The organism is Streptomyces mutabilis (assembly GCF_014649815.1).
GTDB lineage: Bacteria > Actinomycetota > Actinomycetes > Streptomycetales > Streptomycetaceae > Streptomyces > Streptomyces mutabilis.
Genome location: NZ_BMTT01000002.1, coordinates 453,979 through 478,376, shown reverse-complemented (window position 1 = coordinate 478,376; position 24,398 = coordinate 453,979). Strand labels below are relative to the sequence as shown.

At 69.3% G+C, this 24,398-nt stretch carries 25 protein-coding genes, 4 tRNA genes and 1 pseudogene; 25 read left to right on the top strand and 5 right to left on the bottom strand.

The window, feature by feature from the left end; all coding sequences use genetic code 11:
• Positions 1-206 precede the first annotated feature (206 nt).
• The 3 genes from htpX (at position 207) to IE142_RS06420 (ending at position 1,959) form a co-directional block, all read left to right on the top strand.
• Positions 207-1,070 carry a zinc metalloprotease HtpX gene (htpX, locus tag IE142_RS06430; RefSeq protein WP_191884766.1) on the top strand — a complete coding sequence of 288 codons (864 nt, stop codon included), beginning with the start codon at positions 207-209 and terminating at the stop codon, positions 1,068-1,070.
• On the top strand, positions 1,067-1,483 hold the full coding sequence (locus IE142_RS06425) for a YccF domain-containing protein (protein ID WP_191884765.1): 417 nt from the start codon (positions 1,067-1,069) through the stop codon (positions 1,481-1,483). Before htpX ends, IE142_RS06425 begins: the two co-directional genes overlap by 4 nt.
• A gap of 209 nt (positions 1,484-1,692) precedes the next feature.
• Positions 1,693-1,959, top strand: a complete 267-nt coding sequence (locus tag IE142_RS06420; RefSeq protein ID WP_043381134.1) for a GlsB/YeaQ/YmgE family stress response membrane protein — start codon at positions 1,693-1,695, stop codon at positions 1,957-1,959.
• Between the two features lie 79 nt (positions 1,960-2,038).
• Here IE142_RS06420 and IE142_RS06415 read toward each other — a convergent pair whose 3' ends face one another.
• Positions 2,039-2,527 (bottom strand): YajQ family cyclic di-GMP-binding protein, encoded by a 489-nt coding sequence (locus IE142_RS06415; RefSeq protein ID WP_043381130.1) that lies wholly within the window; start codon positions 2,525-2,527, stop codon positions 2,039-2,041.
• 148 nt (positions 2,528-2,675) lie between these two features.
• On the opposite strand from IE142_RS06415, the gene IE142_RS06410 reads away from it, so the two are divergent.
• Positions 2,676-2,808 (top strand) — tRNA-OTHER (locus IE142_RS06410).
• 104 nt (positions 2,809-2,912) lie between these two features.
• On the top strand, positions 2,913-3,131 hold the full coding sequence (locus IE142_RS06405) for a hypothetical protein (RefSeq protein WP_191884764.1): 219 nt from the start codon (positions 2,913-2,915) through the stop codon (positions 3,129-3,131).
• Positions 3,132-3,213: 82 nt separating this feature from the next.
• On the opposite strand, the gene IE142_RS06400 is transcribed toward IE142_RS06405, so the two are convergent.
• Together IE142_RS06400 and IE142_RS06395 are read right to left on the bottom strand one after the other, a co-directional pair.
• On the bottom strand, positions 3,214-3,870 hold the full coding sequence (locus IE142_RS06400) for an NAD(P)H-binding protein (RefSeq protein WP_191884763.1): 657 nt from the start codon (positions 3,868-3,870) through the stop codon (positions 3,214-3,216).
• 296 nt (positions 3,871-4,166) lie between these two features.
• Positions 4,167-5,420, bottom strand: coding sequence for an amidohydrolase family protein (locus IE142_RS06395; protein ID WP_191884762.1), 1,254 nt, complete (start codon positions 5,418-5,420; stop codon positions 4,167-4,169).
• A 212-nt stretch (positions 5,421-5,632) separates the two neighbouring features.
• Between IE142_RS06395 and IE142_RS06390 the strand changes: the two genes are divergently transcribed.
• The 10 genes and pseudogenes from IE142_RS06390 to IE142_RS36335 all read left to right on the top strand — a co-directional run.
• Positions 5,633-5,705: transfer RNA gene (locus tag IE142_RS06390), tRNA-Thr, on the top strand.
• 46 nt (positions 5,706-5,751) lie between these two features.
• Positions 5,752-5,824 (top strand) — tRNA-Met (locus IE142_RS06385).
• Between the two features lie 91 nt (positions 5,825-5,915).
• Complete coding sequence (gene rpmG, locus IE142_RS06380) at positions 5,916-6,080, top strand: 50S ribosomal protein L33 (protein WP_003948671.1); 165 nt, start codon at positions 5,916-5,918, stop codon at positions 6,078-6,080.
• Between the two features lie 139 nt (positions 6,081-6,219).
• Complete coding sequence (locus tag IE142_RS06375) at positions 6,220-6,672, top strand: MaoC family dehydratase N-terminal domain-containing protein (RefSeq protein ID WP_191884761.1); 453 nt, start codon at positions 6,220-6,222, stop codon at positions 6,670-6,672.
• Positions 6,673-6,680: 8 nt separating this feature from the next.
• Entirely contained in the window at positions 6,681-7,109 is a 429-nt protein-coding gene (locus IE142_RS06370; RefSeq protein WP_191885052.1) for a MaoC family dehydratase, read from the top strand.
• Positions 7,110-7,214: 105 nt separating this feature from the next.
• Positions 7,215-7,790: a TetR/AcrR family transcriptional regulator gene (locus IE142_RS06365; protein WP_191884760.1), complete on the top strand. Its 576-nt coding sequence runs from the start codon at positions 7,215-7,217 to the stop codon at positions 7,788-7,790.
• A 118-nt stretch (positions 7,791-7,908) separates the two neighbouring features.
• The gene (locus IE142_RS06360) at positions 7,909-9,408 is read left to right on the top strand and encodes a DHA2 family efflux MFS transporter permease subunit (RefSeq protein ID WP_229830179.1); all 1,500 of its coding nucleotides are present in this window, start codon (positions 7,909-7,911) and stop codon (positions 9,406-9,408) included.
• A 30-nt stretch (positions 9,409-9,438) separates the two neighbouring features.
• Positions 9,439-9,819, top strand: coding sequence for a DUF3291 domain-containing protein (locus IE142_RS06355; protein ID WP_191884759.1), 381 nt, complete (start codon positions 9,439-9,441; stop codon positions 9,817-9,819).
• A gap of 80 nt (positions 9,820-9,899) precedes the next feature.
• Positions 9,900-10,955: a UDP-N-acetylmuramate dehydrogenase gene (locus tag IE142_RS06350; RefSeq protein WP_191884758.1), complete on the top strand. Its 1,056-nt coding sequence runs from the start codon at positions 9,900-9,902 to the stop codon at positions 10,953-10,955.
• 112 nt (positions 10,956-11,067) lie between these two features.
• Positions 11,068-11,254: pseudogene (locus tag IE142_RS36335) on the top strand (TetR/AcrR family transcriptional regulator); the annotation flags it as partial.
• Positions 11,255-11,604: 350 nt separating this feature from the next.
• Here the strand turns inward: IE142_RS36335 and IE142_RS06340 are convergent.
• Positions 11,605-12,636: an adenosine deaminase gene (locus tag IE142_RS06340; RefSeq protein WP_043381104.1), complete on the bottom strand. Its 1,032-nt coding sequence runs from the start codon at positions 12,634-12,636 to the stop codon at positions 11,605-11,607.
• 123 nt (positions 12,637-12,759) lie between these two features.
• Positions 12,760-13,986 (bottom strand): pyridoxal phosphate-dependent aminotransferase, encoded by a 1,227-nt coding sequence (locus IE142_RS06335; protein WP_191884757.1) that lies wholly within the window; start codon positions 13,984-13,986, stop codon positions 12,760-12,762.
• A gap of 225 nt (positions 13,987-14,211) precedes the next feature.
• Here IE142_RS06335 and IE142_RS06330 point away from each other — a divergent pair.
• The 10 genes from IE142_RS06330 to rpoB all read left to right on the top strand — a co-directional run bounded on the left by IE142_RS06330 (position 14,212) and on the right by rpoB (position 24,360).
• Positions 14,212-14,284 (top strand) — tRNA-Trp (locus IE142_RS06330).
• A 108-nt stretch (positions 14,285-14,392) separates the two neighbouring features.
• Positions 14,393-14,680, top strand: a complete 288-nt coding sequence (secE, locus tag IE142_RS06325; RefSeq protein WP_043381098.1) for a preprotein translocase subunit SecE — start codon at positions 14,393-14,395, stop codon at positions 14,678-14,680.
• 80 nt (positions 14,681-14,760) lie between these two features.
• Positions 14,761-15,594 carry a transcription termination/antitermination protein NusG gene (gene nusG, locus IE142_RS06320; RefSeq protein ID WP_191884756.1) on the top strand — a complete coding sequence of 278 codons (834 nt, stop codon included), beginning with the start codon at positions 14,761-14,763 and terminating at the stop codon, positions 15,592-15,594.
• 181 nt (positions 15,595-15,775) lie between these two features.
• Positions 15,776-16,210: a 50S ribosomal protein L11 gene (gene rplK / locus IE142_RS06315; RefSeq protein WP_191884755.1), complete on the top strand. Its 435-nt coding sequence runs from the start codon at positions 15,776-15,778 to the stop codon at positions 16,208-16,210.
• An 83-nt stretch (positions 16,211-16,293) separates the two neighbouring features.
• Positions 16,294-17,019 carry a 50S ribosomal protein L1 gene (gene rplA, locus IE142_RS06310; protein ID WP_100044830.1) on the top strand — a complete coding sequence of 242 codons (726 nt, stop codon included), beginning with the start codon at positions 16,294-16,296 and terminating at the stop codon, positions 17,017-17,019.
• A 146-nt stretch (positions 17,020-17,165) separates the two neighbouring features.
• Complete coding sequence (locus tag IE142_RS06305) at positions 17,166-17,960, top strand: SCO4651 family lipoprotein (RefSeq protein ID WP_191884754.1); 795 nt, start codon at positions 17,166-17,168, stop codon at positions 17,958-17,960.
• Positions 17,961-18,086: 126 nt separating this feature from the next.
• A complete protein-coding gene (locus tag IE142_RS06300) occupies positions 18,087-18,935 on the top strand; it encodes an SCO4651 family lipoprotein (protein WP_191884753.1) in 849 nt (282 codons plus the stop codon).
• A 315-nt stretch (positions 18,936-19,250) separates the two neighbouring features.
• A complete protein-coding gene (gene rplJ / locus IE142_RS06295; RefSeq protein WP_052839547.1) occupies positions 19,251-19,781 on the top strand; it encodes a 50S ribosomal protein L10 in 531 nt (176 codons plus the stop codon).
• A gap of 118 nt (positions 19,782-19,899) precedes the next feature.
• Positions 19,900-20,286, top strand: a complete 387-nt coding sequence (gene rplL, locus IE142_RS06290; RefSeq protein ID WP_191884752.1) for a 50S ribosomal protein L7/L12 — start codon at positions 19,900-19,902, stop codon at positions 20,284-20,286.
• Between the two features lie 588 nt (positions 20,287-20,874).
• Positions 20,875-24,360 carry a DNA-directed RNA polymerase subunit beta gene (gene rpoB / locus IE142_RS06285; RefSeq protein WP_043381080.1) on the top strand — a complete coding sequence of 1,162 codons (3,486 nt, stop codon included), beginning with the start codon at positions 20,875-20,877 and terminating at the stop codon, positions 24,358-24,360.
• Positions 24,361-24,398 lie beyond the last annotated feature (38 nt).

Below are 24,398 nucleotides of genomic sequence, written 5' to 3'. Positions count from 1 at the left end.
CGCGACCACACCCGTCACCCGTACGGACCACGCGCGCCGCCGCGGGCGCCGGGGAACTGGACGCCCTCGCCTGGCGTTGACCAGTACGGAAGGGTCCACTGGGTGTGATGCCACGGCACCGGTGGCATCGGCGACCAGAAGCAACCACAGCGAGCGACACCAGCAAGCCAAAGGGTTCCCCTGCTGCACCACTTGGAGGGCGTACCGTGCACCGCCGGCACAACGGGCTCAGGACCGCAGTACTCCTCGGGGGACTGTCCGCGCTCATCATCGTCATCGGCAGCTTCTTCGGCCGAGCGGGGCTCGTCGTCGCCGTCCTCGTCGCCCTGGGCACGAACGCGTACGCGTACTGGAACAGCGACAAGCTCGCTTTGCGCGCGATGCGAGCCCGTCCGGTCAGCGAGTTCGAGGCCCCGGTGCTCTACCGCATGGTGCGGGAGCTCTCCACGCAGGCCCGCCAGCCCATGCCCCGCCTGTACATCTCACCGACGGAGGCGCCGAACGCCTTCGCGACCGGCCGCAACCCGCGCAACGCGGCCGTGTGCTGTACCGAGGGCATCATGCGGCTGCTCGACGAGCGCGAACTGCGCGGCGTCATCGGCCACGAGCTCAGCCACGTCTACAACCGAGACATCCTCATCTCCTCCGTCGCCGGCGCCCTCGGCTCGGTGATCATGTTCCTGGTCAACTTCGCCTGGCTGATCCCGATCGGCCGCTCCAACGACGATGACGGACCCGGTTTGCTGGGCATGCTCCTCATCATGCTCCTCGGTCCGCTCGCCGCCGCCGTCATCCAACTGGCGATCAGCCGTTCCAGGGAGTACGAGGCGGACGCATCCGGCGCCCAGCTCACCGGAGACCCGATCGCCCTGGCCGCGGCCCTGCGCAAACTCGAACTCGGCACCAAGCAGCTCCCGCTGCCCCCGGAGCCCCGGATCGAGACCGCGAGCCACATGATGATCGCGAACCCTTTCCGCCCCGGGCAGGGCCTCTCGAAGATGTTCTCCACCCATCCGCCGATGGCGGAGCGAATCGCCCGACTCGAGAAGATGGCAGGTCGTCAGCAGTGAAGACCATCCTCAACGTCGTCTGGCTCGTACTCAGCGGCTTCTGGCTGTTCCTCGCCTACGTGGTCGCGGGTGTGCTGCTCTGCATCACGATCATCGGCATCCCGTTCGGCATAGCCGCATTTCGCATCGGCGTCTACGCCCTGTGGCCCTTCGGGTACACGGCGGTCGAGCGCCGGGACGCCGGAGCCCCTTCCTGCATCGGCAACGCGCTGTGGCTGGTCCTCGCCGGCTGGTGGCTCGCCATCGGCCACATCGTCACCGGCCTCGCGCTGTGCGTCACGATCATCGGCATCCCGCTCGGCATCGCCAACTTCAAGCTGATCCCGGTCTCTCTGCTCCCGCTGGGGCGCGAGATCGTACGGACGGACCAGCCGTTCGCGGCCACCGCCACCAAACAGCGGACCGGCTGGTAGGAGCCGCCGTTCTCCACAGGCGCGGAGTTGTCCACAGGCCCGCCCGCCTGCCCGTCGCGACCCGCACCATGAACCCATGACCACCGAACACCGAAACCACCGGACGCGCTCCGGACGTCCTTCCCACCAAGAGGACACGATCGCGCGCGGAGGACGAGCCCACAGCACCGGGCCGGCGCGGGCACAGCGAGAAAGGGCAGGGTCAGGGCATGACCGTCATCAGCTGGATCATCCTGGGACTGTTGGCCGGGGCCATCGCCAAGTTCCTGCTGCCGGGCCGCGACCCGGGAGGGCTCGTCGGCACGACCCTCATCGGCATCGCGGGCGCGTTCATCGGCGGCTGGATATCGGCCCGCTGGCTGGACCACCCGGTCAGCAAGGACTTCTACGACGGAGCCACGTGGGCGGCTGCGATCGGCGGTTCCCTGGTGCTGCTGATCGCCTACCGGCTCCTGTTCGGCAACTCACGAGACTGACGCCGACCGGACACGCGGGCATACGGAAGGGCGGGCCCACCGCCGGCACCCGACCCTCCCGTTACGACCGCTCGTCAGATCACCGGTAGTTCACGAACTGAAGCGCGAAGTCGAAGTCCTGGTTCTTCAGCAGGGCGATCACGGTCTGCAGGTCGTCCCGGCTCTTGGACGAGACCCGCAGCTCGTCACCCTGCACCTGGGCCTTCACACCCTTGGGGCCCTCGTCACGGATGAGCTTGGCCACCTTCTTCGCGTTGTCCTGGGAGATGCCCTCCTGGATCGACGCGAAGATCTTGTACTCCTTGCCGGAGAGCTGGGGCTCGCCCGCGTCCAGAGCCTTCAGCGAGATGCCGCGCTTGATCAGCTTGGACTGGAAGACGTCGAGAATGGCATTCACCCGGTCCTCGGAGTTGGCCTCCATGAGGATCTTCTCCCCGGACCACGAGATCGAGGCGCCCACGCCCTTGAAGTCGTAGCGCTGCGAGATCTCCTTGGCGGCCTGGTTGAGGGCGTTGTCGACCTCCTGCCGCTCGACCTTCGAGACGATGTCGAAACTGGAGTCGGCCATGTCCTGTGGCTCCTTGTATCTGGGTGCGTGTCGGGCCGCGTATCGGCTCCGTACCGGCGTGCGTCAACGGCCGCCGAGCTCCGCAGAGGTCCCCGGCCGCATCCGGACAAGCCTAGCCACCCGCCGTCCTTCGGGTGGCGATCAATCGGGTGGCGAAGCACCCCTCCACATCAGGTATTGTTTACGTCGTTGCCACGGAGCACCGCCGAGAGGCGGTTCGAAGGGCGGCAAACCCCGGCGGTGTGGCTCAGCCTTCCCAGGTTCGAATCCTGGCGCCGCCACACGGGAACGAAAGAGCCCTGTGACCTGTCCGAACAGCAGGTCACGGGGCTCTTCGTCATGTGCGGTGCCGAAGAGGTGTGCGCGTTCCGGGCAGACTGGGGGCATGCCACCGTCCTCCCGCCGCCGAATCTGCCCCCAGTGCCGTCGTGAGATCGCCGTCGTCGCGGGGCGGTACGCGCGTCACGATCCGCCCGGCGCGCGGGGGAGCGGCGAGCTGGTCTCCTGCCCCGGGTCGCGTGGGCCGGCACAACTCGGAGCGGTCCAGCCGTCCTTGGACGGGTACGTCGTCCCCGACTTCCCCGGGCAGCTGCCCCTGTTCTGACCGGTGTGCGGGAGCACCCGCGTGACCGTACGCGCGGCCACCCACGTGACCCGGACGCGTCGGCACCCGCGTCCTCGGACCCTCAGTTCCCGGCCACCGACTTCACCGCCACAGACACCGGTGCCGAGCCCGCGATCAGCTCCAGGATCAGGCCGGCCGTGGCCGGGGTGTCGACCAGCTCCGCCAGCACGGCGGCCACGTCGTCGCGGGGCACGGGTCCGCGGCCGGTCCGTGCCTCCAGACGGACCAGCCCGGTGCCGGCGTCGTCCGTCAGTTGGCCGGGCCTCAGGATCGTCCAGTCCAGTCCGTCCAGTGAACGCACGTGCGCGTCGGCCTCGCCCTTGGCGCGCAGGTACACGTCGAAGATCTCGTCCCCCTGGTGCTCCGGGTCGGCGCCCATGGAGGACACGACCACGAAGCGCCGCACGCCCGCACGGACCGCCGCGTCGGCGAAGAGGACGGCCGCCGCCTTGTCCACCGTGTCCTTGCGGTTCGCCCCGCTCCCGGGGCCCGCGCCCGCGGCGAAGACCGCCGCGTCCGCGCCCCGCAGCCGCTCCGCGACCTCCTCGACCGAGGCCGACTCCAGGTCCAGTACGACCGGTTCGGCGCCGGCCGCACGCAGGTCGTCGGCCTGCTCGGCCTTGCGGATGATGCCCGCCACCTCGTCTCCCCGCGCGGCGAGCAACCGCTCCAGCCGCAGCGCGATCTGACCATGACCACCAGCGATGACAATGCGCATGTCTTCGACCGTACGCCGCGACGGTCGCCCGCGCCGCACGAGTTGTGCCGCCTTCCACCGGCCGCCCGACCCGCTGCCCGTCTGTGCGCTGCCGCGCGACATCGGTGCGCTCGTGCCGTGCCTGCCGTGCTGCCCTCACGCCGGCCTCATCCGGGGCGGGTGCCGCACTTTCCCGGCACCACACTCGCTGCCCGGCTCTCGCGGCTGCCCGGCCCTCCCCGGCCTCCCCGGCAGGCCCTTCGCAGCCCCCTGGCCGGGCCCCTCGCGGCCCCGTACCTACAGGCCGACCCGGCCCGTCAGGCCCTCCCGAGCCGCCCACGTCCCTGCCGCGGCAGCCCCAGGTCCGTCGCGTTCGCCGAGTCGCCGTACTCGCGTACCGCGCTGGTACGTGCCACCACGCGCCCCCGGTGGACCACGATCCGGCCGTAAGCGAGGGACAACGCCCCTGCCAGCCGGTCCCCGCGCACCGCGAGGAGTTCGGCCGGGAAGCCCGCCTCGACCCGCACGTCGGGCAGGCCCAGGGCCGTACGCGCCGCCGTGCTCACCGCGTCGTAGGCGTCCTCGGGACGCAGTCCGTGGCGTGAGGCCAGCAGGTACGCCGCATCCAGGGGGTCACCGCGCCCGACCGGATTCGACACGTCCCGCAGGGCACCGCTCCCGGCGGTGACCCGCACCCCGGCCGCCCGCAGCAGCCGTACCGGAGCCGTGCCGTCGCGGCCCCCCACGGCCCCGCAGGGGCCCTGCGGCAGGCACGCCACGGTCACCCCGGCCGCCGCGAGGCGTTCCGCCGCTCTGGCGGCCACGTCGGACGGCAGCCGACCCAGGCCGTCGCAGGGGCCGAGGGTCACCCCGGGGCGCAGCCCACCGGCCATCGCCGCCAGCCGGGCCAGCCGTGCCGGGTCGGCGGCGTCCGTGTGCAGGTCGACAGGGCAGCCGTGTTCGGCGGCGACCTCGAGGACCGCTTCGACGTACCCCGCCGGATCGGGGTCCAGGTCCGGGCACCCGCCCACCACGTCCGCGCCCATCTTGACCGCGTCCCGCAGCAGCGCCAGTCCATCCGCCCCGGCCGCCCCGGTCAGCACCCTCGGCATCGCCACCGCGGTCAGATCGGTCAGCCCGCGCAGCGAGCGCCGGGCCCGCAGTACGCCGGTCAGCGAGCCGAGTCCCGGTACGTCCCCCACGCGTACGTGTGCCCGCAGCGCGGTCGCCCCGTGCCCCAGCTGGAGCAGGGCGGCCTCGGTGGCCCGGCGCTGGACGTCCTGCGGGTCGCAGGAGGCGGGGCCGGGAGTCTCCGCCGTCAGCGCGGTGTCGCCGTGGAGGTGGGGGTCAGCGGGGGCGGGCAGCAGCAGGTAGCCGCCGAGGTCGACGCGGGTGCCGGGGCCGCAGGCGTGGGCCGGTGCCAGACTGCCGGCCGTGCCGACCGCCTCGATGCGACCGCCGTGCAGGCGTACGTCCACGGTCCGGCCGTCGGTGAGGCGTGCCCCGGCCAGCAGGAGCGTGCCGGGGCCGGCGGAGCCCGAGGGGGAGGGCTGCAACTGGCTGTCGGGCATCGCGCTCCTCTGGGCTCGGGGCTGCGCAGTGGGGGACGCAAGATCACGCAGAGTGAGTCGAGCCTAGGACGGTGATCACCCTGTGGCGCGGAGGAGCGCAATAGTCGTACCGGTGCGGTCCGCCCCGCCGCGGTGGTCGGTACGGGCCGGGGCAGGGGCGGCGAAACGGATTTGGGCGAACGGCGGGCGACCGTGTAATGTCTTCATCGCTCGCCCCAATAGCTCAGTCGGCAGAGCGTCTCCATGGTAAGGAGAAGGTCAACGGTTCGATTCCGTTTTGGGGCTCTGGTGTGAGAGGTTCCCGCCGCAAGGCGGGGCCCGATCGCATCACAGCGGTGTAGCTCAGTCGGTAGAGCAAGCGGCTCATAATCGCTGTGTCACCGGTTCAAGTCCGGTCACCGCTACTCTCAGTAGCCGATTGCGGGGTCGGTCCTTCAGTCGGCTACTCTTTCTTGCGTTAATTCCATCAATCCGTTCGTCAAGGAGTGCACTCACGTGGCTGCCACCGACGTCCGCCCGAAGATCACGCTGGCCTGCGTGGAGTGCAAGGAGCGGAACTACATCACCAAGAAGAACCGGCGTAACAACCCGGACCGACTGGAGATGAAGAAGCACTGCCCGCGTTGCAACGCGCACACCGCGCACCGCGAAACGCGATAAATCAGGCTCGTACGCGAGGCCGTCCCCGACACACCGGGGGCGGCCTCACGTCGTTTGGTCACCTGCGGCAGACAGCAGGGTGACCGAGCAGCAGTGGCCAGCAGCAGGTCGACAGACACCATCAGGAGGTGCCGAGCCCATGGCGCTCGACCAGTCCTTCGTGGGGCGGACCTATCCGCCCACCGAGCCCTACGAGGTGGGCCGGGAGAAGATCCGTGAGTTCGCGGAGGCGGTGGGTGACGCGAATCCGGCGTACACGGACACGGAGGCCGCGAAGGCGCTCGGCCACCCGGACGTGATCGCGCCGCCGACCTTCGTGTTCTCCGTCACCTTCCGGGCGGCCGGACAGGTCATCGCGGACCCGCAGCTCGGCCTGGACTACAGCCGGGTGGTGCACGGCGACCAGAAGTTCGCCTACTCCCGTCCCGTGCGCGCCGGTGACCGGCTGAGCGTCACCTCGACCATCGAGGCGATCAAGTCGATGGCGGGCAACGACATCCTGGACATCCGCGGTGAGGTGCACGACGAGGCCGGCGAGCACGTCGTGACCACCTGGATCAAACTGGTGGCCCGCGCGGCCGAGGAGGCGTGAGCGTTCCGATGACGGCGAAGATCTCTTACTCCGACGTCGAGGTCGGCACCGAGCTGCCCGCCCAGAGCTTCCCCGTGGACCGCGCCACGCTGGTCCGGTACGCGGGAGCCTCCGGCGACTTCAATCCCATCCACTGGAACGAGAAGTTCGCCAAGGAGGTCGGCCTCCCGGACGTGATCGCGCACGGCATGTTCACCATGGCCGAGGCGATCCGCGTGGTCACCGACTGGACCGGTGACCCGGGCGCGGTCGTCGAGTACGGCGTCCGCTTCACCAAGCCCGTCGTCGTCCCCAACGACGACAAGGGTGCACTCATCGAGGTGAGCGCCAAGGTCGCGGCCAAGCTCGACGACAACACCGTCCGCGTCGACCTGACGGCGATCAGCGCCGGCCAGAAGGTGCTGGGCATGTCCCGCGCGGTCGTGCGGCTCGCCTGACGGTCCAAGGCGTAAGGGGCGTACCCAGGGAGGTGCGCCCCTTACGCGTATCCACGTCCCGTCGGCGCTTGACGTAGTTAGTGATTGAGTACTAACTTACGCTCCATGGTCAGGATGAGCGCAGAGGAGCGGCGCGAGAGTGTCATCCGCGCGGCGATGAGCGAGTTCTCCCGGGGCGGCTACTACGGCACGTCCACCGAGGCCATCGCCAAGCGGGTGGGGGTCTCCCAGCCGTACCTCTTCCGGCTCTTCCCGGGCAAGAAGGCGATTTTCCTGGCGGCTTCGCAGCGGTGCCTCCAGGAGACGCGCCAGGTCTTCGTGGAGGCCTCGGAGGGCCTCCACGGCGAAGAGGCGCTGCACGCCATGGCGGACGCCTACACGCGACTGATCGCCGAGCAGCCCGAAAGGCTGCAGATGCAGTTGCAGACGTATGTGGCGGTGTCGGCGGCCGAGGCCGCCGGGGACCACGAGTTCGGCGAGATGGTGCGCAAGGGCTGGATGGAGATCTTCGACGCCGTCCATGTGCCGCTCGGTGGCGACGTGAACGGGACGACGACTTTCATGGCGTACGGCATGCTCGTCAACGCCCTGTCCGGCATGGGCTTCCCGCCGGAGCACCGGGTCTGGGAGGGCTTCTACCTCTCGGCGCGGGCGAAGCCGGACCAGGGCGACGAGGCCTAGGCCCGCGGCGTCCGCGCGGGGGCGGCCCTTCGGCATGCCCGCGAAAGTTAGTCATCAATAACTAAATAACTCATCGTCGGAGAGAAGTCCGACACAGCGTGCACCCTCTGGGGGAGAGATGTCACAGCAAGGCGCACGACCGGGCACCCGCCGTGGGGGAACGGCCTGGGCCCTCGTCATCACCAGCGTCGCCGGATTCATGGCGGCCCTGGACAACCTCGTCGTCACCACCGCCCTGCCCTCCATCCGCGAGGACCTGGGCGGGGCGCTGCACGACCTCGAATGGACCGTGAGCGCCTACACGCTCACCTTCGCCGTGCTGCTGATGTTCGGCGCGGCCCTCGGCGACCGCTTCGGCCGCCGCAAGCTCTTCCTGGTCGGCATCGCCGTCTTCACCGCCGCGTCCGCCGCCGCGGCCTTGGCACCCGGCCTCGACTCGCTCATCGCCGCCCGCGCGGTGCAGGGCGTCGGCGCGGCGATCATGATGCCGCTGACACTGACCTTGCTGACGGCCGCCGTGCCCGCCGAACGGCGCGGGATGGCGTACGGCATCTGGGGCGCCGTCAACGGGCTCGCCGTCGCCTCCGGCCCGCTGGTCGGCGGCAGCCTCACCGAGCACATCTCCTGGCAGTGGATCTTCTGGTTGAACGTTCCGCTGGGCCTGGCCCTGCTGCCGCTCGCCCGCCTCCGCCTCGCCGAGTCGCACGGCACCGGCGCCCCTCTGGACGTCCCCGGCACACTGCTCGCCAGCGGTGGACTCTTCGGCATCGTCTACGGGCTGGTCCGCGGTCCGGTCGACGGCTGGACCGGCCCCGTGGTGCTGACCAGCCTGTTCGCCGGCGCCGCGCTGCTCGTCGGTTTCGTCCTCTACAGCACCCGGGCGAAGAACCCCATGCTCCCGATGCGGCTGTTCCGCTCCCGTGCCTTCGCCGGCGTCAACGCGGCGAGCCTGCTGATGTTCCTGGGGATGTTCGGCTCGATCTTCCTGCTCGCCCAGTACCTGCAGGGGGTGCTCGGCTACACGCCCACCGAGGCGGGGCTGCGCATGCTGCCCTGGACCGGCATGCCGATGCTGGTCGCGCCGATCGCCGGCATCCTCTCGGACCGGATCGGGGGACGCCCGGTCGTCGCGGCCGGCCTCTTCCTGCAGGCGGCCGGCCTCGGCTACCTCGCCTCCGTGGTCACGGCCGACGCCTCCTACGCCGTCCAGCTGCCCGGCCTGATCATCAGCGGCATCGGCATGGCCCTGTTCTTCGCCCCGGCGTCCGCCCTGGTGATGTCCAGCGTCGTCGCCAAGGAGCAGGGCATCGCCTCGGGCGCCAACAACGCCCTGCGCGAGGTGGGCGGCGCGCTCGGCATCGCGGTCATGTCCTCGGTCTTCGCCGCCCGAGGCAGCTACGAGTCCGCGCAGTCCTTCGTCGACGGGCTGCGGCCCGCGGTGGCGGTGGGCGCCGCGGTCGTGGCCCTCGCCGGTGTCGCGGCCTTGCTGATCCCGGCCCGCCGCCGCGACGCGGACACGCCCACGGGCCACGCCGCGAGCCTGCCGCCCGCCGGACAGGCACCCGCTTCCGCCGCCGAACCGGCATCCCTTCCCACCGCCGAAGCGACCACCCGCTGACCCGCTCGCACGACGCGAAAGGAGCCCGACATGCCCACCCTGCCCTGGACCGTGCCGAACCAGCCGCCGCCGGGGACCGAGGTCCACGTCTTCGCCTCCCGCTTCGAGACGCGCACCCTGTGGGGAGCGCTGAAGTCCCTGGCCCGCACACCGGGCGTGTGGCGGCAGGTCAAGGCCGCGCCCGGTGCGTACGGCGCCACGCTCAAGGCCGAACCGTTCAAGCGCACCTTCTGGACCCTGTCCGCCTGGGAGTCGCCGGCGGCCCTCAAGGCCTTCGCCCGCTCCGGAACCCACGCGCCCACCTCCCGCGGCCTGTCCGCGCAGATGCGGGACTCCGAGTTCGCCACCTGGCCGGCGTCGAGCGACGACCTGCCCGTGGACTGGGCCGACGTACGAAGGCGCCTCGCCTGAACCGAGGAACGCCCCGGCCGACCGGCCGGGGCGTTTCCCGCTGCCCAGCCCTGTCAGTGCCGTCTCGTACTCTTGACCGCGTGCAGGAACTCCACGACGCCCCGCTCGCCCCGCTGACCACCTTCCGGCTGGGCGGCCCCGCGACCCGCCTGATCACGGCCACCACCGACGCCGAGGTGATCGCCGCCGTCCGCGAGGCCGACGACGCCGGTACGCCACTGCTGCTCATCGGCGGCGGGTCCAACCTGGTCATCGGCGACAAGGGGTTCGACGGCACCGCCCTGCACATCGCCACGCGCGGCGTCCTTCTCGACGGCACGACGCTCGACATCGCGGCCGGCGAGATCTGGACCGACGCCGTGGCCCGCACCGTCGAGGCCGGACTCGCCGGCGTCGAGTGCCTGGCCGGCATCCCGGGCTCCGCGGGCGCGACCCCCATCCAGAACGTCGGCGCGTACGGCCAGGAGGTCTCCTCGACGATCACCGAGGTCACCGCGTACGACCGCAGGAGTCGCGAGACGGTCACCCTCACCAACGCCGACTGCGCCTTCTCCTACCGTCACAGCCGCTTCAAGGCCGAGCCCGAGCGGTACGTAGTCCTGCGTGTCCGCTTCGAACTGGAGGACGCCGCCGGGCTCTCCGCGCCCCTCCGCTACGCCGAGACCGCCCGCGCCCTGGGCGTGGAAGCCGGGGATCGGGTGCCGCTGACCGCCGCCCGCGACACCGTGCTGGAACTGCGGGCCGGCAAGGGCATGGTCCTGGACCCGGAGGACCACGACACCTGGTCGGCCGGGTCGTTCTTCACCAACCCGATCCTCACGGACGAAGAGTTCCCCGCCTTCCGCGCGCGCGTGGCCGAACGCCTCGGCGACGCCGCGGAACCACCCGCCTTCCCCGCGGGCGAGGGCCGGATCAAGACCTCCGCCGCCTGGCTGATCGACAAGGCGGGATTCACCAAGGGCTACGGCACCGGCCCCGCCCGCATCTCCACCAAGCACACCCTCGCCCTCACCAACCGCGGCGAGGCGACCACGGAGGATCTGCTCGCCCTGGCCCGCGAGGTCGTCGCCGGTGTCCGGGAGGCCTTCGGCGTCACGCTGGTCAACGAACCGGTGACGGTCGGCGTCAGCCTCTAGCCGCAGGCCCGTTCCCCCCCCCGGAACCGTTCAGTAGGCCACACCCACACCCTGCTTCACGGTGCCCGCGTCCTCGGCCGTCGCGAGCATCGCGTGAGCGACGTCGGCACGGCAGCGGGACGCGGGGCGGGTGCGCGCCGAGGCGGACACCAGCGGCGGCGTCGCTGCTGCTGGGGGCCTGTGCGCAGCGGGCGTTCGCCTACGACGCGACGAGGGAGGGCGATATGCCGCCGGCCGACGCGTTCGCGGGGCGACTGGTCCGGACGGTGCTGGTGGGTATCGACGGGGTGGGTGGGTGACGGCACCCGGCGCGCTCTTCGCGCCCGGCGGGGGGCGGGGGCGGGTGTCGCTGCCCGGCGTGGCGGGATGCCCCCACTCTCCGGCTCCGCACGAGCGGGAGGTGCCCCCACCGCCCACCCGTGCCGCCCGTGGGGGCACCTCCCGGGCCCTCAAGGCACTGGGGGAGTCACGACTGCCCGCACGCCGTTCAGTCCTGTGGCCGACCGGTTTCGCGCCGTTCCGAGGACGGACACCCCCGGCGCGGCCCCGCCCCACAACCACCGAACGCGCTACGCGCCCGCCCACCGGCTCCGCAGCGGCGCCGCAGGCATCCCCGCCACCAACCCGCACAGGCCGCCGCAGGCGCCCCCTACCCCGCCAGCCACTCGTCCACCCCCGCCAGCAGCTTCCCCTTCACGTCCTCCGGCGCAGCCGACCCCCGCACCGACTGCCGTGCCAGCTCGGCCAGCTCCGCGTCCGTGAACCCGTGGTGGTCCCGTGCGATCTCGTACTGCGCCGCCAGCCGCGCCCCGAACAGCAGCGGATCGTCCGCGCCCAGCGCCATCGGCACCCCCGCCTCGAACAGCGTCCGCAGCGGCACGTCCTCCGGCTTCTCGTACACCCCCAGCGCCACGTTCGACGCCGGACACACCTCGCACGTCACCTGCCGGTCGGCCAGCCGCTTCAGCAGCCGTGGATCCTCCGCGGCCCGTACCCCGTGCCCGATCCGGTCCGCCTCCAGGTCGTCCAGACAGTCGCGTACCGACGCAGGCCCGGTCAGTTCACCGCCGTGCGGAGCCGACAGCAGCCCGCCCTCCCGCGCGATCGCGAACGCCCGGTCGAAGTCCCGCGCCATGCCCCGCCGCTCGTCGTTCGACAGCCCGAACCCGACGACCCCCCGGTCCGCGTACCGCACGGCCAGCCGGGCCAGCGTCCGCGCGTCGAGCGGATGCTTCATCCGGTTCGCCGCCACCAGCACCCGCATCCCGATCCCGGTGTCCCGCACGGTCGTCTCCACCGCGTCCAGGATGATCTCCAGCGCCGGGATGAGCCCGCCCAGCCGGGGAGCGTACGAGGTCGGGTCCACCTGGATCTCCAGCCAGCCCGACCCGTCCCGCAGATCCTCCTCCGCGGCCTCCCGCACCAGCCGCTGGATGTCCTCCGGCTCCTGGAGGCACGACCGCGCCGCGTCGTACAGCCGCTGGAAGCGGAACCAGCCCCGCTCGTCCGTCGCCCGCAGCTTCGGCGACTCACCGCGTTCCAGCGCCTCGCTCAGCGAATCGGGCAGCCGCACGCCGTGCTTGTCGGCCAGTTCCAGCAGGGTCGTGGGCCGCATCGACCCGGTGAAGTGCAGGTGGAGATGGGCCTTCGGCAGTTCAGAGACTTCACGTACACGCTCCATTCCGTGATCCTGCCGCACGACACGCCCGACCCGACAGCACTTTCCCCGTACGTGGTCTTGCTCGCACAAACGAACAGGGCCACACCTCGACGTCGAGGTGTGGCCCCGCTGAAAGAGCGACGGTCAGTCCTGCGCCTCCGCCAGCAGCTTCTGGATCCGGCTCACCCCCTCCACGAGGTCCTCGTCCCCGAGCGCGTACGACAGCCGCAGGTACCCGGGCGTACCGAACGCCTCACCCGGCACCACGGCGACCTCCGCCTCCTCCAGGATCAGCGCGGCCAGCTCCACCGTGTCCTGCGGACGCTTGCCGCGGATCTCCTTGCCGAGCAGCCCCTTCACCGACGGGTAGGCGTAGAACGCGCCCTCCGGCTCCGGGCACAGCACGCCGTCGATCTCGTTGAGCATCCGCACGATCGTCCTGCGGCGCCGGTCGAAGGACTCCCGCATCTTCGCCACGGCGTCCAGGTCGCCGGAGACCGCGGCCAGCGCCGCCGCCTGGGCCACGTTGGAGACGTTGGACGTGGCGTGCGACTGGAGGTTCGTGGCGGCCTTGACGACGTCCTTCGGGCCGATGACCCACCCGACCCGCCAGCCGGTCATCGCGTACGTCTTGGCGACGCCGTTGACCACGATGCACTTGTCGCGCAGCTCGGGCAGGACCGCCGGCATGGACACCGAGGAGGCGTCGCCGTAGACCAGGTGCTCGTAGATCTCGTCCGTCAGCACCCACAGCCCGTGCTCGACGGCCCACTTGCCGATCGCCTCGGTCTCGGCCTCGGTGTACACGGCGCCCGTCGGGTTCGACGGCGACACGAAGAGGACGACCTTCGTCTTCTCGGTGCGTGCGGCCTCCAGCTGCTCCACGCTCACGCGGTAGCCGGTGGTCTCGTCGGCGACGACCTCGACCGGGACACCGCCGGCCAGCCGGATCGACTCCGGGTACGTCGTCCAGTACGGCGCCGGGACGATGACCTCGTCACCCGGGTCGAGGATCGCGGCGAACGCCTCGTAGATGGCCTGCTTGCCGCCGTTGGTGACCAGGATCTGCGACGGGTCGACCTCGTAGCCCGAGTCGCGCAGCGTCTTCGCGGCGATCGCGGCCTTCAGTTCGGGCAGGCCGCCGGCCGGCGTGTAGCGGTGGAACTTCGGGTTCTTGCAGGCCTCGATCGCGGCCTCGACGATGTAGTCCGGGGTCGGGAAGTCGGGCTCACCGGCGCCGAAGCCGATCACCGGACGTCCGGCGGCCTTGAGGGCCTTGGCCTTGGCGTCCACGGCGAGGGTGGCGGACTCGGAGATCGCACCGACCCGGGCGGAGACCCGGCGCTCGGTGGGAGGGGTTGCAGCGCTCATGGGCCCATCGTTCCAGACCGGAAACTTCCCGGGCACAGGGGTTTCACGGACTGAACAGGACCGGCACCGGACCGGGCGGAGGCCTGAACATCAGTCCGGACGCGCTTTCTGTTCGACGCCCGGCCGTTGAGCACGTACACTCTCACCTCGTTGGCCTCCAGCGGTCCGCGCTCATCCGGTGCACACCGAGCATCCGGGCGGATGCGGTACGTTGGGGACACACAAAGGGTCGTAGCTCAATTGGTAGAGCACTGGTCTCCAAAACCAGCGGTTGGGGGTTCAAGTCCCTCCGGCCCTGCTACACACACCTTCGCCAGGATGTGTGCGCATGTACGTACAGCAATGCACCGCCGTGCGGCTCAGACCGGGCGCGGCACGGCCACGACCCGGAATCAGGTGAGGACGAGTGACGGACGCCGTGGGCTCCATCGACATGCCTGATGCCGAGGACGAGGCTCCGGACTCCAAGAAGAAGTCCCGCAAGGGCGGCAAGCGCGCCAAGAAGGGCCCGCTGAAGCGGCTGGCGCTCTTCTACCGCCAGATCGTCGCGGAGCTGCGCAAGGTTGTCTGGCCGACTCGCAACCAGCTGTCGACGTACACCACCGTGGTGATCATCTTCGTGGTCATCATGATCGGCCTGGTGACTCTGATTGACTATGGCTTCTCTCACGCCGCCAAGTACGTCTTCGGCTGAGTCGAGAGCGAAGGGCGCCGAGGTACCCGGCGCCCCTTTCGCGTGTTCCACCCCTATGTATCCAGGAAGAAGCAGCCACCGTGTCTGACCCGAACGTGAACGACGCCATCGAGCCGGTCGAGTCCGTCGAGGACGAGCTCGGCACCGTCGAGGGCGCCGACAACGAGGACACCCAGGTCTCCGCCGAGACCGAGGCTGCCGACGACGCCGCCGCGGACGCGGACGAGACCGTCGAGGCCCAGGACGAGACCACCGAAGAGGCCGACGAGGCCGAGGCGGAGGCCGAGGAGCCCGAGCTCGACCCGATCGAGGCGCTCCGCCGTGAACTGCGCGTCCTCCCCGGCGAGTGGTACGTGATCCACACCTACGCCGGTTACGAGAACCGCGTGAAGACCAACCTCGAGCAGCGCGCCGTCTCGCTCAACGTCGAGGACTACATCTTCCAGGCCGAGGTGCCGCAGGAAGAGGTCGTCCAGATCAAGAACGGCGACCGCAAGACGATCCGCCAGAACAAGCTGCCGGGTTACGTCCTGGTCCGCATGGACCTGACCAACGAGTCCTGGGGCGTCGTCCGCAACACCCCCGGCGTCACCGGCTTCGTCGGCAACGCCTACGACCCGTACCCGCTGACGCTGGACGAGATCGTCAAGATGCTCGCCCCGGAGGCCGAGGAGAAGGCCGCCCGCGAGGCCGCCGAGGCCGAGGGCAAGCCGGCTCCGCAGCGCAAGGTCGAGGTCCAGGTCCTGGACTTCGAGGTCGGCGACTCGGTCACCGTCACCGACGGCCCGTTCGCGACGCTGCAGGCCACGATCAACGAGATCAACGCCGACTCGAAGAAGGTCAAGGGCCTCGTCGAGATCTTCGGCCGCGAGACCCCGGTCGAGCTCAGCTTCGACCAGATCCAGAAGAACTAGCCCTTCCAGGGCCAGGGCTTCTGGCGCACAGCTTCCGAGCAGGTCGGACGGGCCCAGGTTGCCTGTCTGACCTGCTCGGTTTTTGGCCGCACATCCATACCCGTTATCGTTGTGCGGTATGCCTGTGTCCGGGTGGTCCCCGTACGCGGGCAGGACCCGAATCGAAAGGACCCGGAGAGCTATGCCTCCCAAGAAGAAGAAGGTCACGGGGCTCATCAAGCTCCAGATCCAGGCCGGTGCCGCCAACCCGGCTCCGCCGGTCGGCCCCGCGCTGGGTCAGCACGGCGTCAACATCATGGAGTTCTGCAAGGCCTACAACGCCGCGACCGAGTCGCAGCGTGGCTGGGTCATCCCGGTGGAGATCACGGTCTACGAGGACCGCTCCTTCACCTTCATCACCAAGACGCCGCCGGCCGCCAAGATGATCCTGAAGGCCGCGGGCGTGGAGAAGGGCTCCGGCGAGCCGCACAAGACCAAGGTCGCGAAGATCACGCGTGACCAGGTCCGCGAGATCGCCACCACCAAGATGCCCGACCTCAACGCCAACGACCTGGTCGCCGCCGAGAAGATCATCGCCGGCACCGCGCGTTCCATGGGCGTCACGGTCGAGGGCTGACCTCCACCCCGTAAGCAAGCAGCAGTAGTGGCAGGGCCTGCTCGGCCCGGACCACGACTCCTAAGAAGCCAACAGGAGCAGTAGTGAGCAAGCGCAGCAAGTCTCTCCGCGCTGCGGACGCCAAGATCGACCGGGACAAGCTCTACGCCCCGCTCGAGGCCGTCCGTCTCGCCAAGGAGACCTCCACGACCAAGTTCGACGGCACCGTCGAGGTCGCCTTCCGCCTGGGTGTCGACCCGCGCAAGGCCGACCAGATGGTCCGTGGCACCGTGAACCTCCCGCACGGCACCGGTAAGACCGCCCGGGTCCTGGTCTTCGCGACCGGTGACCGTGCCGAGGCCGCGCGTGCCGCGGGCGCCGACATCGTCGGCGCCGACGAGCTGATCGACGAGGTGTCGAAGGGCCGCCTGGACTTCGACGCCGTCGTCGCCACCCCGGACCTCATGGGCAAGGTCGGCCGCCTCGGCCGCGTGCTCGGTCCCCGTGGTCTCATGCCGAACCCGAAGACCGGCACCGTGACCCCGGACGTCGCCAAGGCTGTCAACGACATCAAGGGCGGCAAGATCGAGTTCCGCGTCGACAAGCACTCGAACCTGCACTTCATCATCGGCAAGACGTCGTTCGACGACACCAAGCTGGTGGAGAACTACGCCGCGGCGCTGGAGGAAGTCCTCCGTCTGAAGCCGTCGGCCGCCAAGGGCCGCTACATCAAGAAGGCCGCCCTCAGCACCACGATGGGCCCCGGCATCCCGCTGGACTCCAACCGCACCCGCAACCTCCTCGTCGAGGAGGACCCGGCCGCGGTCTGAGCCAACGGCTCGTCCGACCGGTTCACGGGCCCCGCACCTTCCGAGGTGCGGGGCCCGTTCCCTTTTCCGTACGGGTGTCGCAGCTCTGCGTTAACGTGCGGGGCAGAACCCGTGCACGGGTGCAGGGGGGCACAGGGGGTGGGCGGATGAGAAGTACGACGGCACGCCGTACGGCCGTATCGATCGCGGTGACGGCCGCGCTGGCCTGCGTCACGGCCTGCACCTCCGTCGGCGGGCCCAGCGACTCCAGGGCGTCCGCCGACCCGTCGGCCGAGCCCCTGCATGCCGTCGAGCGGGCCACCGCGCGGGCGGGTTCGGCGAAGGTCGAGTCCACGACCGTCATGGGCGGCGAGCTCTCCCTGGACGCCACGGGAGCACTCGGCTGGAACGGCGGTCTCACCGGCACCCTGAAGATCACCTACACGGGTGGGACGACCGCCGAGACCATGCGCCGACTGGGCACCACGGCTATGGAGGCCCGGTACCTGCCCGACGCGTACTACGCCCGGATGGGCGACGAGTTCGCCGACCGGGTGGGCGGCAGAAACTGGATCAAGTACGGGTACGCCGACCTGGAGGACCTCGGCAGCGGTGCGGCCGGTTTCGCGGAGGGCATGCGCGAGACCACGCCCGACCGGACGGTGAAGCGACTGCTGGCCTCCGGCGACGTACGCAGGGTGGGCGAGGAGACGACCCGGGGCCGGCGCACCACGCACTGGAGCGGCACCGTGGACGACGCCACCGAGCAGACCGTCGACATCTGGGTGGACGACCGGGACCTGCTGGTCAAGAAGGTCGAGCGGGGGCGGACGGAGACCGGGGAGCTGACCCAGACCGCGTACTACAGCGACTACGGCGTCGCCGTGTCCGCCGAGCGCCCGCCGGCCTCCGACACCGCGGACTTCGCGGAGTTGCTGCGGCAGACGCCGGACGACAGCTGAACCACGGAAATCACAAGACGGTTCGAACCATTCCGGATACGCTCGCGTCCTTGCTGTGGAGAAGCGGTCTCCGTGCTGTGGAGAAGCCGTCTGTCTCCCTTGTTCATTGATCCCGTGGGGGAACGCATGAAGACTTCCGTACGCATGCCCGTCGGCGCCGGACTGGCCGCGCTGCTGCTCGCCGCCGGTGCGGTCGGCTGTTCCAAGGGGGACGAGACGGCGGAGTCCCCGAAGGTGACGCCGGCGGCGGCCGTCGCCAAGGCGGCCAAGAACACGGAGGAGATCGACTCCCTCCGCTACCGGATGACGGGGCGGGCCCCCGAGGAGGGGCGCGTCGAGGCCGAGGCCCAGATGCAGATCAAGCCCACGATCGCGATGACCATGAAGATGACCGCACTCGACCAGGGCGCAGACGCCAAGGCGGAGATCCGGATCGTCGACAAGGCCATGTACATCGGCGGGGGAGCCGAGGCCGCCAAGGAGATGGACGGCAAGAGCTGGATCAAGTTCGACCTGGCCGCGATGGGCGCCGACAAGGAGCTGAACCAGCTCGGCGGAGCCTCCCAGGCCGACAAGAACCCGGCGACGGAGTCCACCTTCCTCACCGGCGCGAAGGACGTGGAGAAGGTCGGCACCGAGACCGTCGAAGGTGTCGAGACCACCCATTACAAGGGCACCGTCACCCTCGCCGACCTGGAGAAGTCCCTCGAGGGCGAGGACAAGGCGACCCAGGAGAAGCGGCAGCAGAGCCTTGAGCAGTACGAGAAGATGGGCGTCGACAAGCTCACGATGGACATGTGGATCGACGGCGACGACCAGACCAAGCAGTTCCGGATGCGGGGGGACGCCGACAAGGGCCCCCTGGACCTGACCATCACCTTCCTCGGGATCAACGAGCCGGTGAAGGTCGCCGCGCCGCCGGCGAAGGACACGGTCGACCTGGCCGAGATGATGCAGGAGTCCCAGCAGGGCTGAGCCTTCGGCGGCCCGTCGCCCGGGTCGCCGTACGGGCGGATTTGCTCGACACTGACCCGTTCACGTACGCTCTCCCACGAAGCCAAAGACCGCTGGTCGTTGCCGTGTGCTCGCGAGAGTCACGGTGGCCGAAGGATCCGCTGAACTGCGGACGACCCGCGCAGGTGACTGTGGATGAACTCCCGGAGTGCCCGCCTGGTGCGGATGCCGACCGGTCGAGTCACGCCCCGTGCGCCTGCGCCGGGGCGTTTCGTTTTCCCCAGTCCTCCTTCGGGTCCGCGCGGTCCGAATCACCCGGAAGGAGGCCGAGGCTCTATGGCGACGCCCGAAAAGGCTGCCGCGGTTGCCGAGCTGACGGACAAGTTCCGCAGCTCCAACGCCGCCGTGCTGACCGAGTACCGCGGTCTCACCGTGGCGCAGCTCAAGACGCTGCGCCGGTCGCTCGGTGAGAACGCCCAGTACGCCGTGGTGAAGAACACGCTGACCAAGATTGCGGCCAACGAGGCCGGGATCACGCTCGACGACCAGCTCTTCGCTGGTCCGACGGCCGTCGCCTTCGTCACCGGTGACCCGGTGGAGTCGGCGAAGGGTCTGCGCGACTTCGCCAAGGACAACCCGAACCTCGTCATCAAGGGCGGTGTCCTTGACGGCAAGGCGATGTCCGCCGACGAGATCAAGAAGCTCGCGGACCTCGAGTCCCGCGAGGTTCTGCTCTCCAAGCTGGCCGGTGCCTTCAAGGCGAAGCAGTCCCAGGCTGCCTCCGTCTTCCAGGCGCTGCCGTCGAAGCTCGTCCGCACCGTGGACGCGCTCCGTGCCAAGCAGGACGAGCAGGGCGGTGCCGAGTAATTCGGCTCGCTTTCTGATCCGGGCCGCCTGAGCGCGGCACGGGTCGCAGCGGGCCCGACGTACGCCCGCCTCACCCCGTACATCCGGCACCTGCCGAATTAGTGGAAGGACCGCCATCATGGCGAAGCTCAGCCAGGACGACCTGCTCGCCCAGTTCGAGGAGATGACCCTCATCGAGCTCTCCGAGTTCGTGAAGGCCTTCGAGGAGAAGTTCGACGTCACCGCCGCCGCGGCCGCCCCGGTCGTCATGGCCGGTGGCCCGGGTGCCCCCGCCGCCGAGGCCCCCGAGGAGAAGGACGAGTTCGACGTCATCCTCACCGGCGCCGGCGACAAGAAGATCCAGGTCATCAAGGTCGTGCGTGAGCTGACCTCCCTGGGTCTGAAGGAGGCCAAGGACCTCGTCGACGGCACCCCGAAGCCGGTCCTCGAGAAGGTCAACAAGGAGGCCGCTGACAAGGCCGCCGAGTCCCTCAAGGGCGCCGGCGCCTCCGTCGAGGTCAAGTAAGACCGCACCGGCACCACGGATCCGTCAGGGTCTGTAACGCCGTAGCACCGAAGAGCGATCATCCATCCGGGTGGTCGCTCTTCGGCGTACCGGGGGTCCGGCGGCGGCTGCCTTGCGCGCGTCGCGCCGAAGAGTATGGTGATCTTCGTCGTGCCGTCTCCGGGGCCCTGAGAGCCGCTGGAGGCAACCGGTTCGGGCCAAGGGGGGCCTTGACGAACCGCACGCAGCGCGCAATTCTCAGGGCGTCGTCAAAGGATCCGAATCCGAGGCATGGATCGACGGCGAAGAGGGCAGTATCTGGGTGCGTTGAGGGCGAGGCCTTGCCGCACAGGTGGTGAGAACAACGAGGAGCGAACACGGTCCCCGAGAACCGCACTGGACATCAGTGTGCCAAGTGGCTACACTGACCCTTTGCGCTGCCTGTTAGCTGCCCCCTGCCCGTCACCAGGGGTCTGCCCTCGCCCGAGCACTGACGACCAGAGCATGCCTGACCTGGCTCTTCAGCCATAAAAGGCACTCCCTGTCTTCGTGCACGGAAGAGGCACCGGTACGCGCGTAGTGAGTCCGAGCCCTCGGAAGGACCCCCTCTTGGCCGCCTCGCGCAATGCCTCGACCGCGAATACGAACAACGCTGCCAGCACCGCCCCGCTGCGCATCTCCTTTGCAAAGATCAAGGAGCCCCTCGAGGTTCCGAACCTTCTCGCGCTGCAAACCGAGAGCTTCGACTGGCTCCTCGGCAACGACGCCTGGAAGGCTCGCGTCGAGTCGGCTCTGGAGTCCGGTCAGGACGTCCCCACCAAGTCCGGTCTGGAAGAGATCTTCGAGGAGATCTCGCCGATCGAGGACTTCTCCGGGTCGATGTCGCTGACGTTCCGCGACCACCGCTTCGAGCCCCCCAAGAACAGCATCGACGAGTGCAAGGACCGTGACTTCACGTACGCGGCCCCGCTCTTCGTCACCGCCGAGTTCACCAACAACGAGACCGGCGAGATCAAGTCCCAGACGGTCTTCATGGGCGACTTCCCGCTCATGACCAACAAGGGCACCTTCGTCATCAACGGCACCGAGCGTGTCGTCGTGTCGCAGCTGGTCCGTTCGCCGGGTGTCTACTTCGACTCCTCCATCGACAAGACGTCCGACAAGGACATCTTCTCCGCCAAGATCATCCCGTCCCGGGGTGCCTGGCTGGAGATGGAGATCGACAAGCGCGACATGGTCGGTGTGCGCATCGACCGCAAGCGCAAGCAGTCCGTGACCGTCCTGCTCAAGGCGCTCGGTTGGACCACCGAGCAGATCCTCGAGGAGTTCGGCGAGTACGAGTCCATGCGCGCCACCCTGGAGAAGGACCACACCCAGGGCCAGGACGACGCGCTGCTCGACATCTACCGCAAGCTGCGTCCGGGCGAGCCCCCCACGCGTGAGGCCGCGCAGACGCTTCTTGAGAACCTGTACTTCAACCCGAAGCGCTACGACCTCGCCAAGGTCGGCCGCTACAAGGTCAACAAGAAGCTCGGCGCCGACGAGCCCCTGGACGCCGGCGTTCTGACCACCGACGACATCATCGCCACCATCAAGTACCTGGTGAAGCTGCACGCCGGTGAGACCGAGACGGTCGGCGAGTCGGGCCGGGAGATCGTCGTCGAGACCGACGACATCGACCACTTCGGCAACCGCCGCATCCGCAACGTCGGCGAGCTGATCCAGAACCAGGTCCGTACGGGTCTCGCCCGTATGGAGCGCGTCGTGCGCGAGCGCATGACGACCCAGGACGTCGAGGCGATCACGCCGCAGACCCTGATCAACATCCGGCCGGTCGTCGCCTCCATCAAGGAGTTCTTCGGCACCAGCCAGCTGTCCCAGTTCATGGACCAGAACAACCCGCTGTCCGGGCTGACGCACAAGCGTCGTCTGAACGCCCTCGGCCCGGGTGGTCTCTCCCGTGAGCGGGCCGGCTTCGAGGTCCGTGACGTTCACCCGTCGCACTACGGCCGCATGTGCCCGATCGAGACGCCCGAAGGCCCGAACATCGGTCTGATCGGCTCGCTCGCCTCGTACGGCCGGATCAACCCGTTCGGTTTCATCGAGACGCCGTACCGCAAGGTCGTCGACGGCCAGGTCACCGACGAGGTGGACTACCTGACCGCCGACGAGGAGGACCGCTTCGTCATCGCGCAGGCCAACGCCACGCTCAACGACGACATGCGGTTCGCCGAGGCCCGCGTCCTGGTCCGCCGTCGTGGCGGCGAGGTCGACTACGTCCCCGGTGACGACGTCGACTACATGGACGTCTCGCCGCGCCAGATGGTGTCGGTCGCGACCGCCATGATCCCGTTCCTCGAGCACGACGACGCCAACCGTGCCCTCATGGGCGCGAACATGATGCGTCAGGCGGTGCCGCTCATCAAGAGCGAGTCCCCGCTGGTCGGCACCGGCATGGAGTACCGCTCCGCCGCCGACGCCGGCGATGTGGTCAAGGCCGAGAAGGCGGGTGTGGTCCAGGAGGTCTCCGCGGACTACATCACCACCACCAACGACGACGGCACGTACATCACGTACCGCCTGGCCAAGTTCTCCCGGTCCAACCAGGGCACCTCGGTCAACCAGAAGGTCATCGTCTCCGAGGGCGACCGCGTCATCGAGGGCCAGGTCCTCGCCGACGGTCCGGCCACCGAGAACGGCGAGATGGCGCTCGGCAAGAACCTGCTGGTCGCGTTCATGCCGTGGGAGGGTCACAACTACGAGGACGCGATCATCCTGTCGCAGCGCCTCGTGCAGGACGACGTCCTCTCCTCGATCCACATCGAGGAGCACGAGGTCGACGCCCGTGACACCAAGCTCGGCCCCGAGGAGATCACTCGGGACATCCCGAACGTCTCCGAGGAGGTCCTCGCCGACCTCGACGAGCGCGGCATCATCCGCATCGGTGCCGAGGTCGTCGCCGGCGACATCCTCGTCGGCAAGGTCACGCCCAAGGGTGAGACCGAGCTGACCCCGGAGGAGCGCCTGCTCCGCGCGATCTTCGGTGAGAAGGCGCGCGAGGTGCGCGACACCTCCCTGAAGGTGCCGCACGGTGAGATCGGCAAGGTCATCGGCGTCCGCGTCTTCGACCGCGAGGAGGGCGACGAGCTGCCGCCGGGCGTGAACCAGCTGGTCCGCGTCTACGTCGCGCAGAAGCGCAAGATCACCGACGGTGACAAGCTCGCCGGCCGTCACGGCAACAAGGGCGTCATCTCCAAGATCAACCCGATCGAGGACATGCCGTTCCTGGAGGACGGCACGCCGGTCGACATCATCCTCAACCCGCTGGGTGTCCCGTCCCGAATGAACCCGGGACAGGTCCTGGAGATCCACCTCGGCTGGCTCGCCAGCCAGGGCTGGGACGTCTCCGGCCTCGCGGACGAGTGGGCGCAGCGCCTCCAGAACATCGGCGCCGACAAGGTGGAGCCGCGTACCAACGTGGCCACGCCGGTCTTCGACGGTGCGCGTGAGGACGAGCTCGCCGGTCTGCTGGAGCACACCATCCCGAACCGCGACGGCGAGCGCATGGTGCTCCCGTCCGGCAAGGCCCGGCTGTTCGACGGCCGCAGCGGTGAGCCGTTCCCGGACCCGATCTCGGTCGGGTACATGTACATCCTCAAGCTGCACCACCTGGTCGACGACAAGCTGCACGCCCGGTCGACCGGCCCGTACTCGATGATCACCCAGCAGCCGCTGGGTGGTAAGGCCCAGTTCGGTGGCCAGCGGTTCGGCGAGATGGAGGTGTGGGCACTCGAGGCGTACGGAGCGGCCTACGCCCTCCAGGAGCTGCTGACCATCAAGTCCGACGACGTGACCGGCCGCGTGAAGGTCTACGAGGCCATCGTCAAGGGCGAGAACATCCCTGAGCCCGGCATCCCCGAGTCCTTCAAGGTGCTCATCAAGGAGATGCAGTCCCTGTGCCTCAACGTGGAGGTGCTGTCCTCGGACGGCATGTCCATCGAGATGCGTGACACCGACGAGGACGTCTTCCGCGCTGCGGAGGAGCTCGGCATCGACCTGTCACGGCGCGAGCCGAGCAGCGTCGAAGAGGTCTGACGGGAGTCCGGCCCGGAGGTTCAGCGATGAAGATCCCT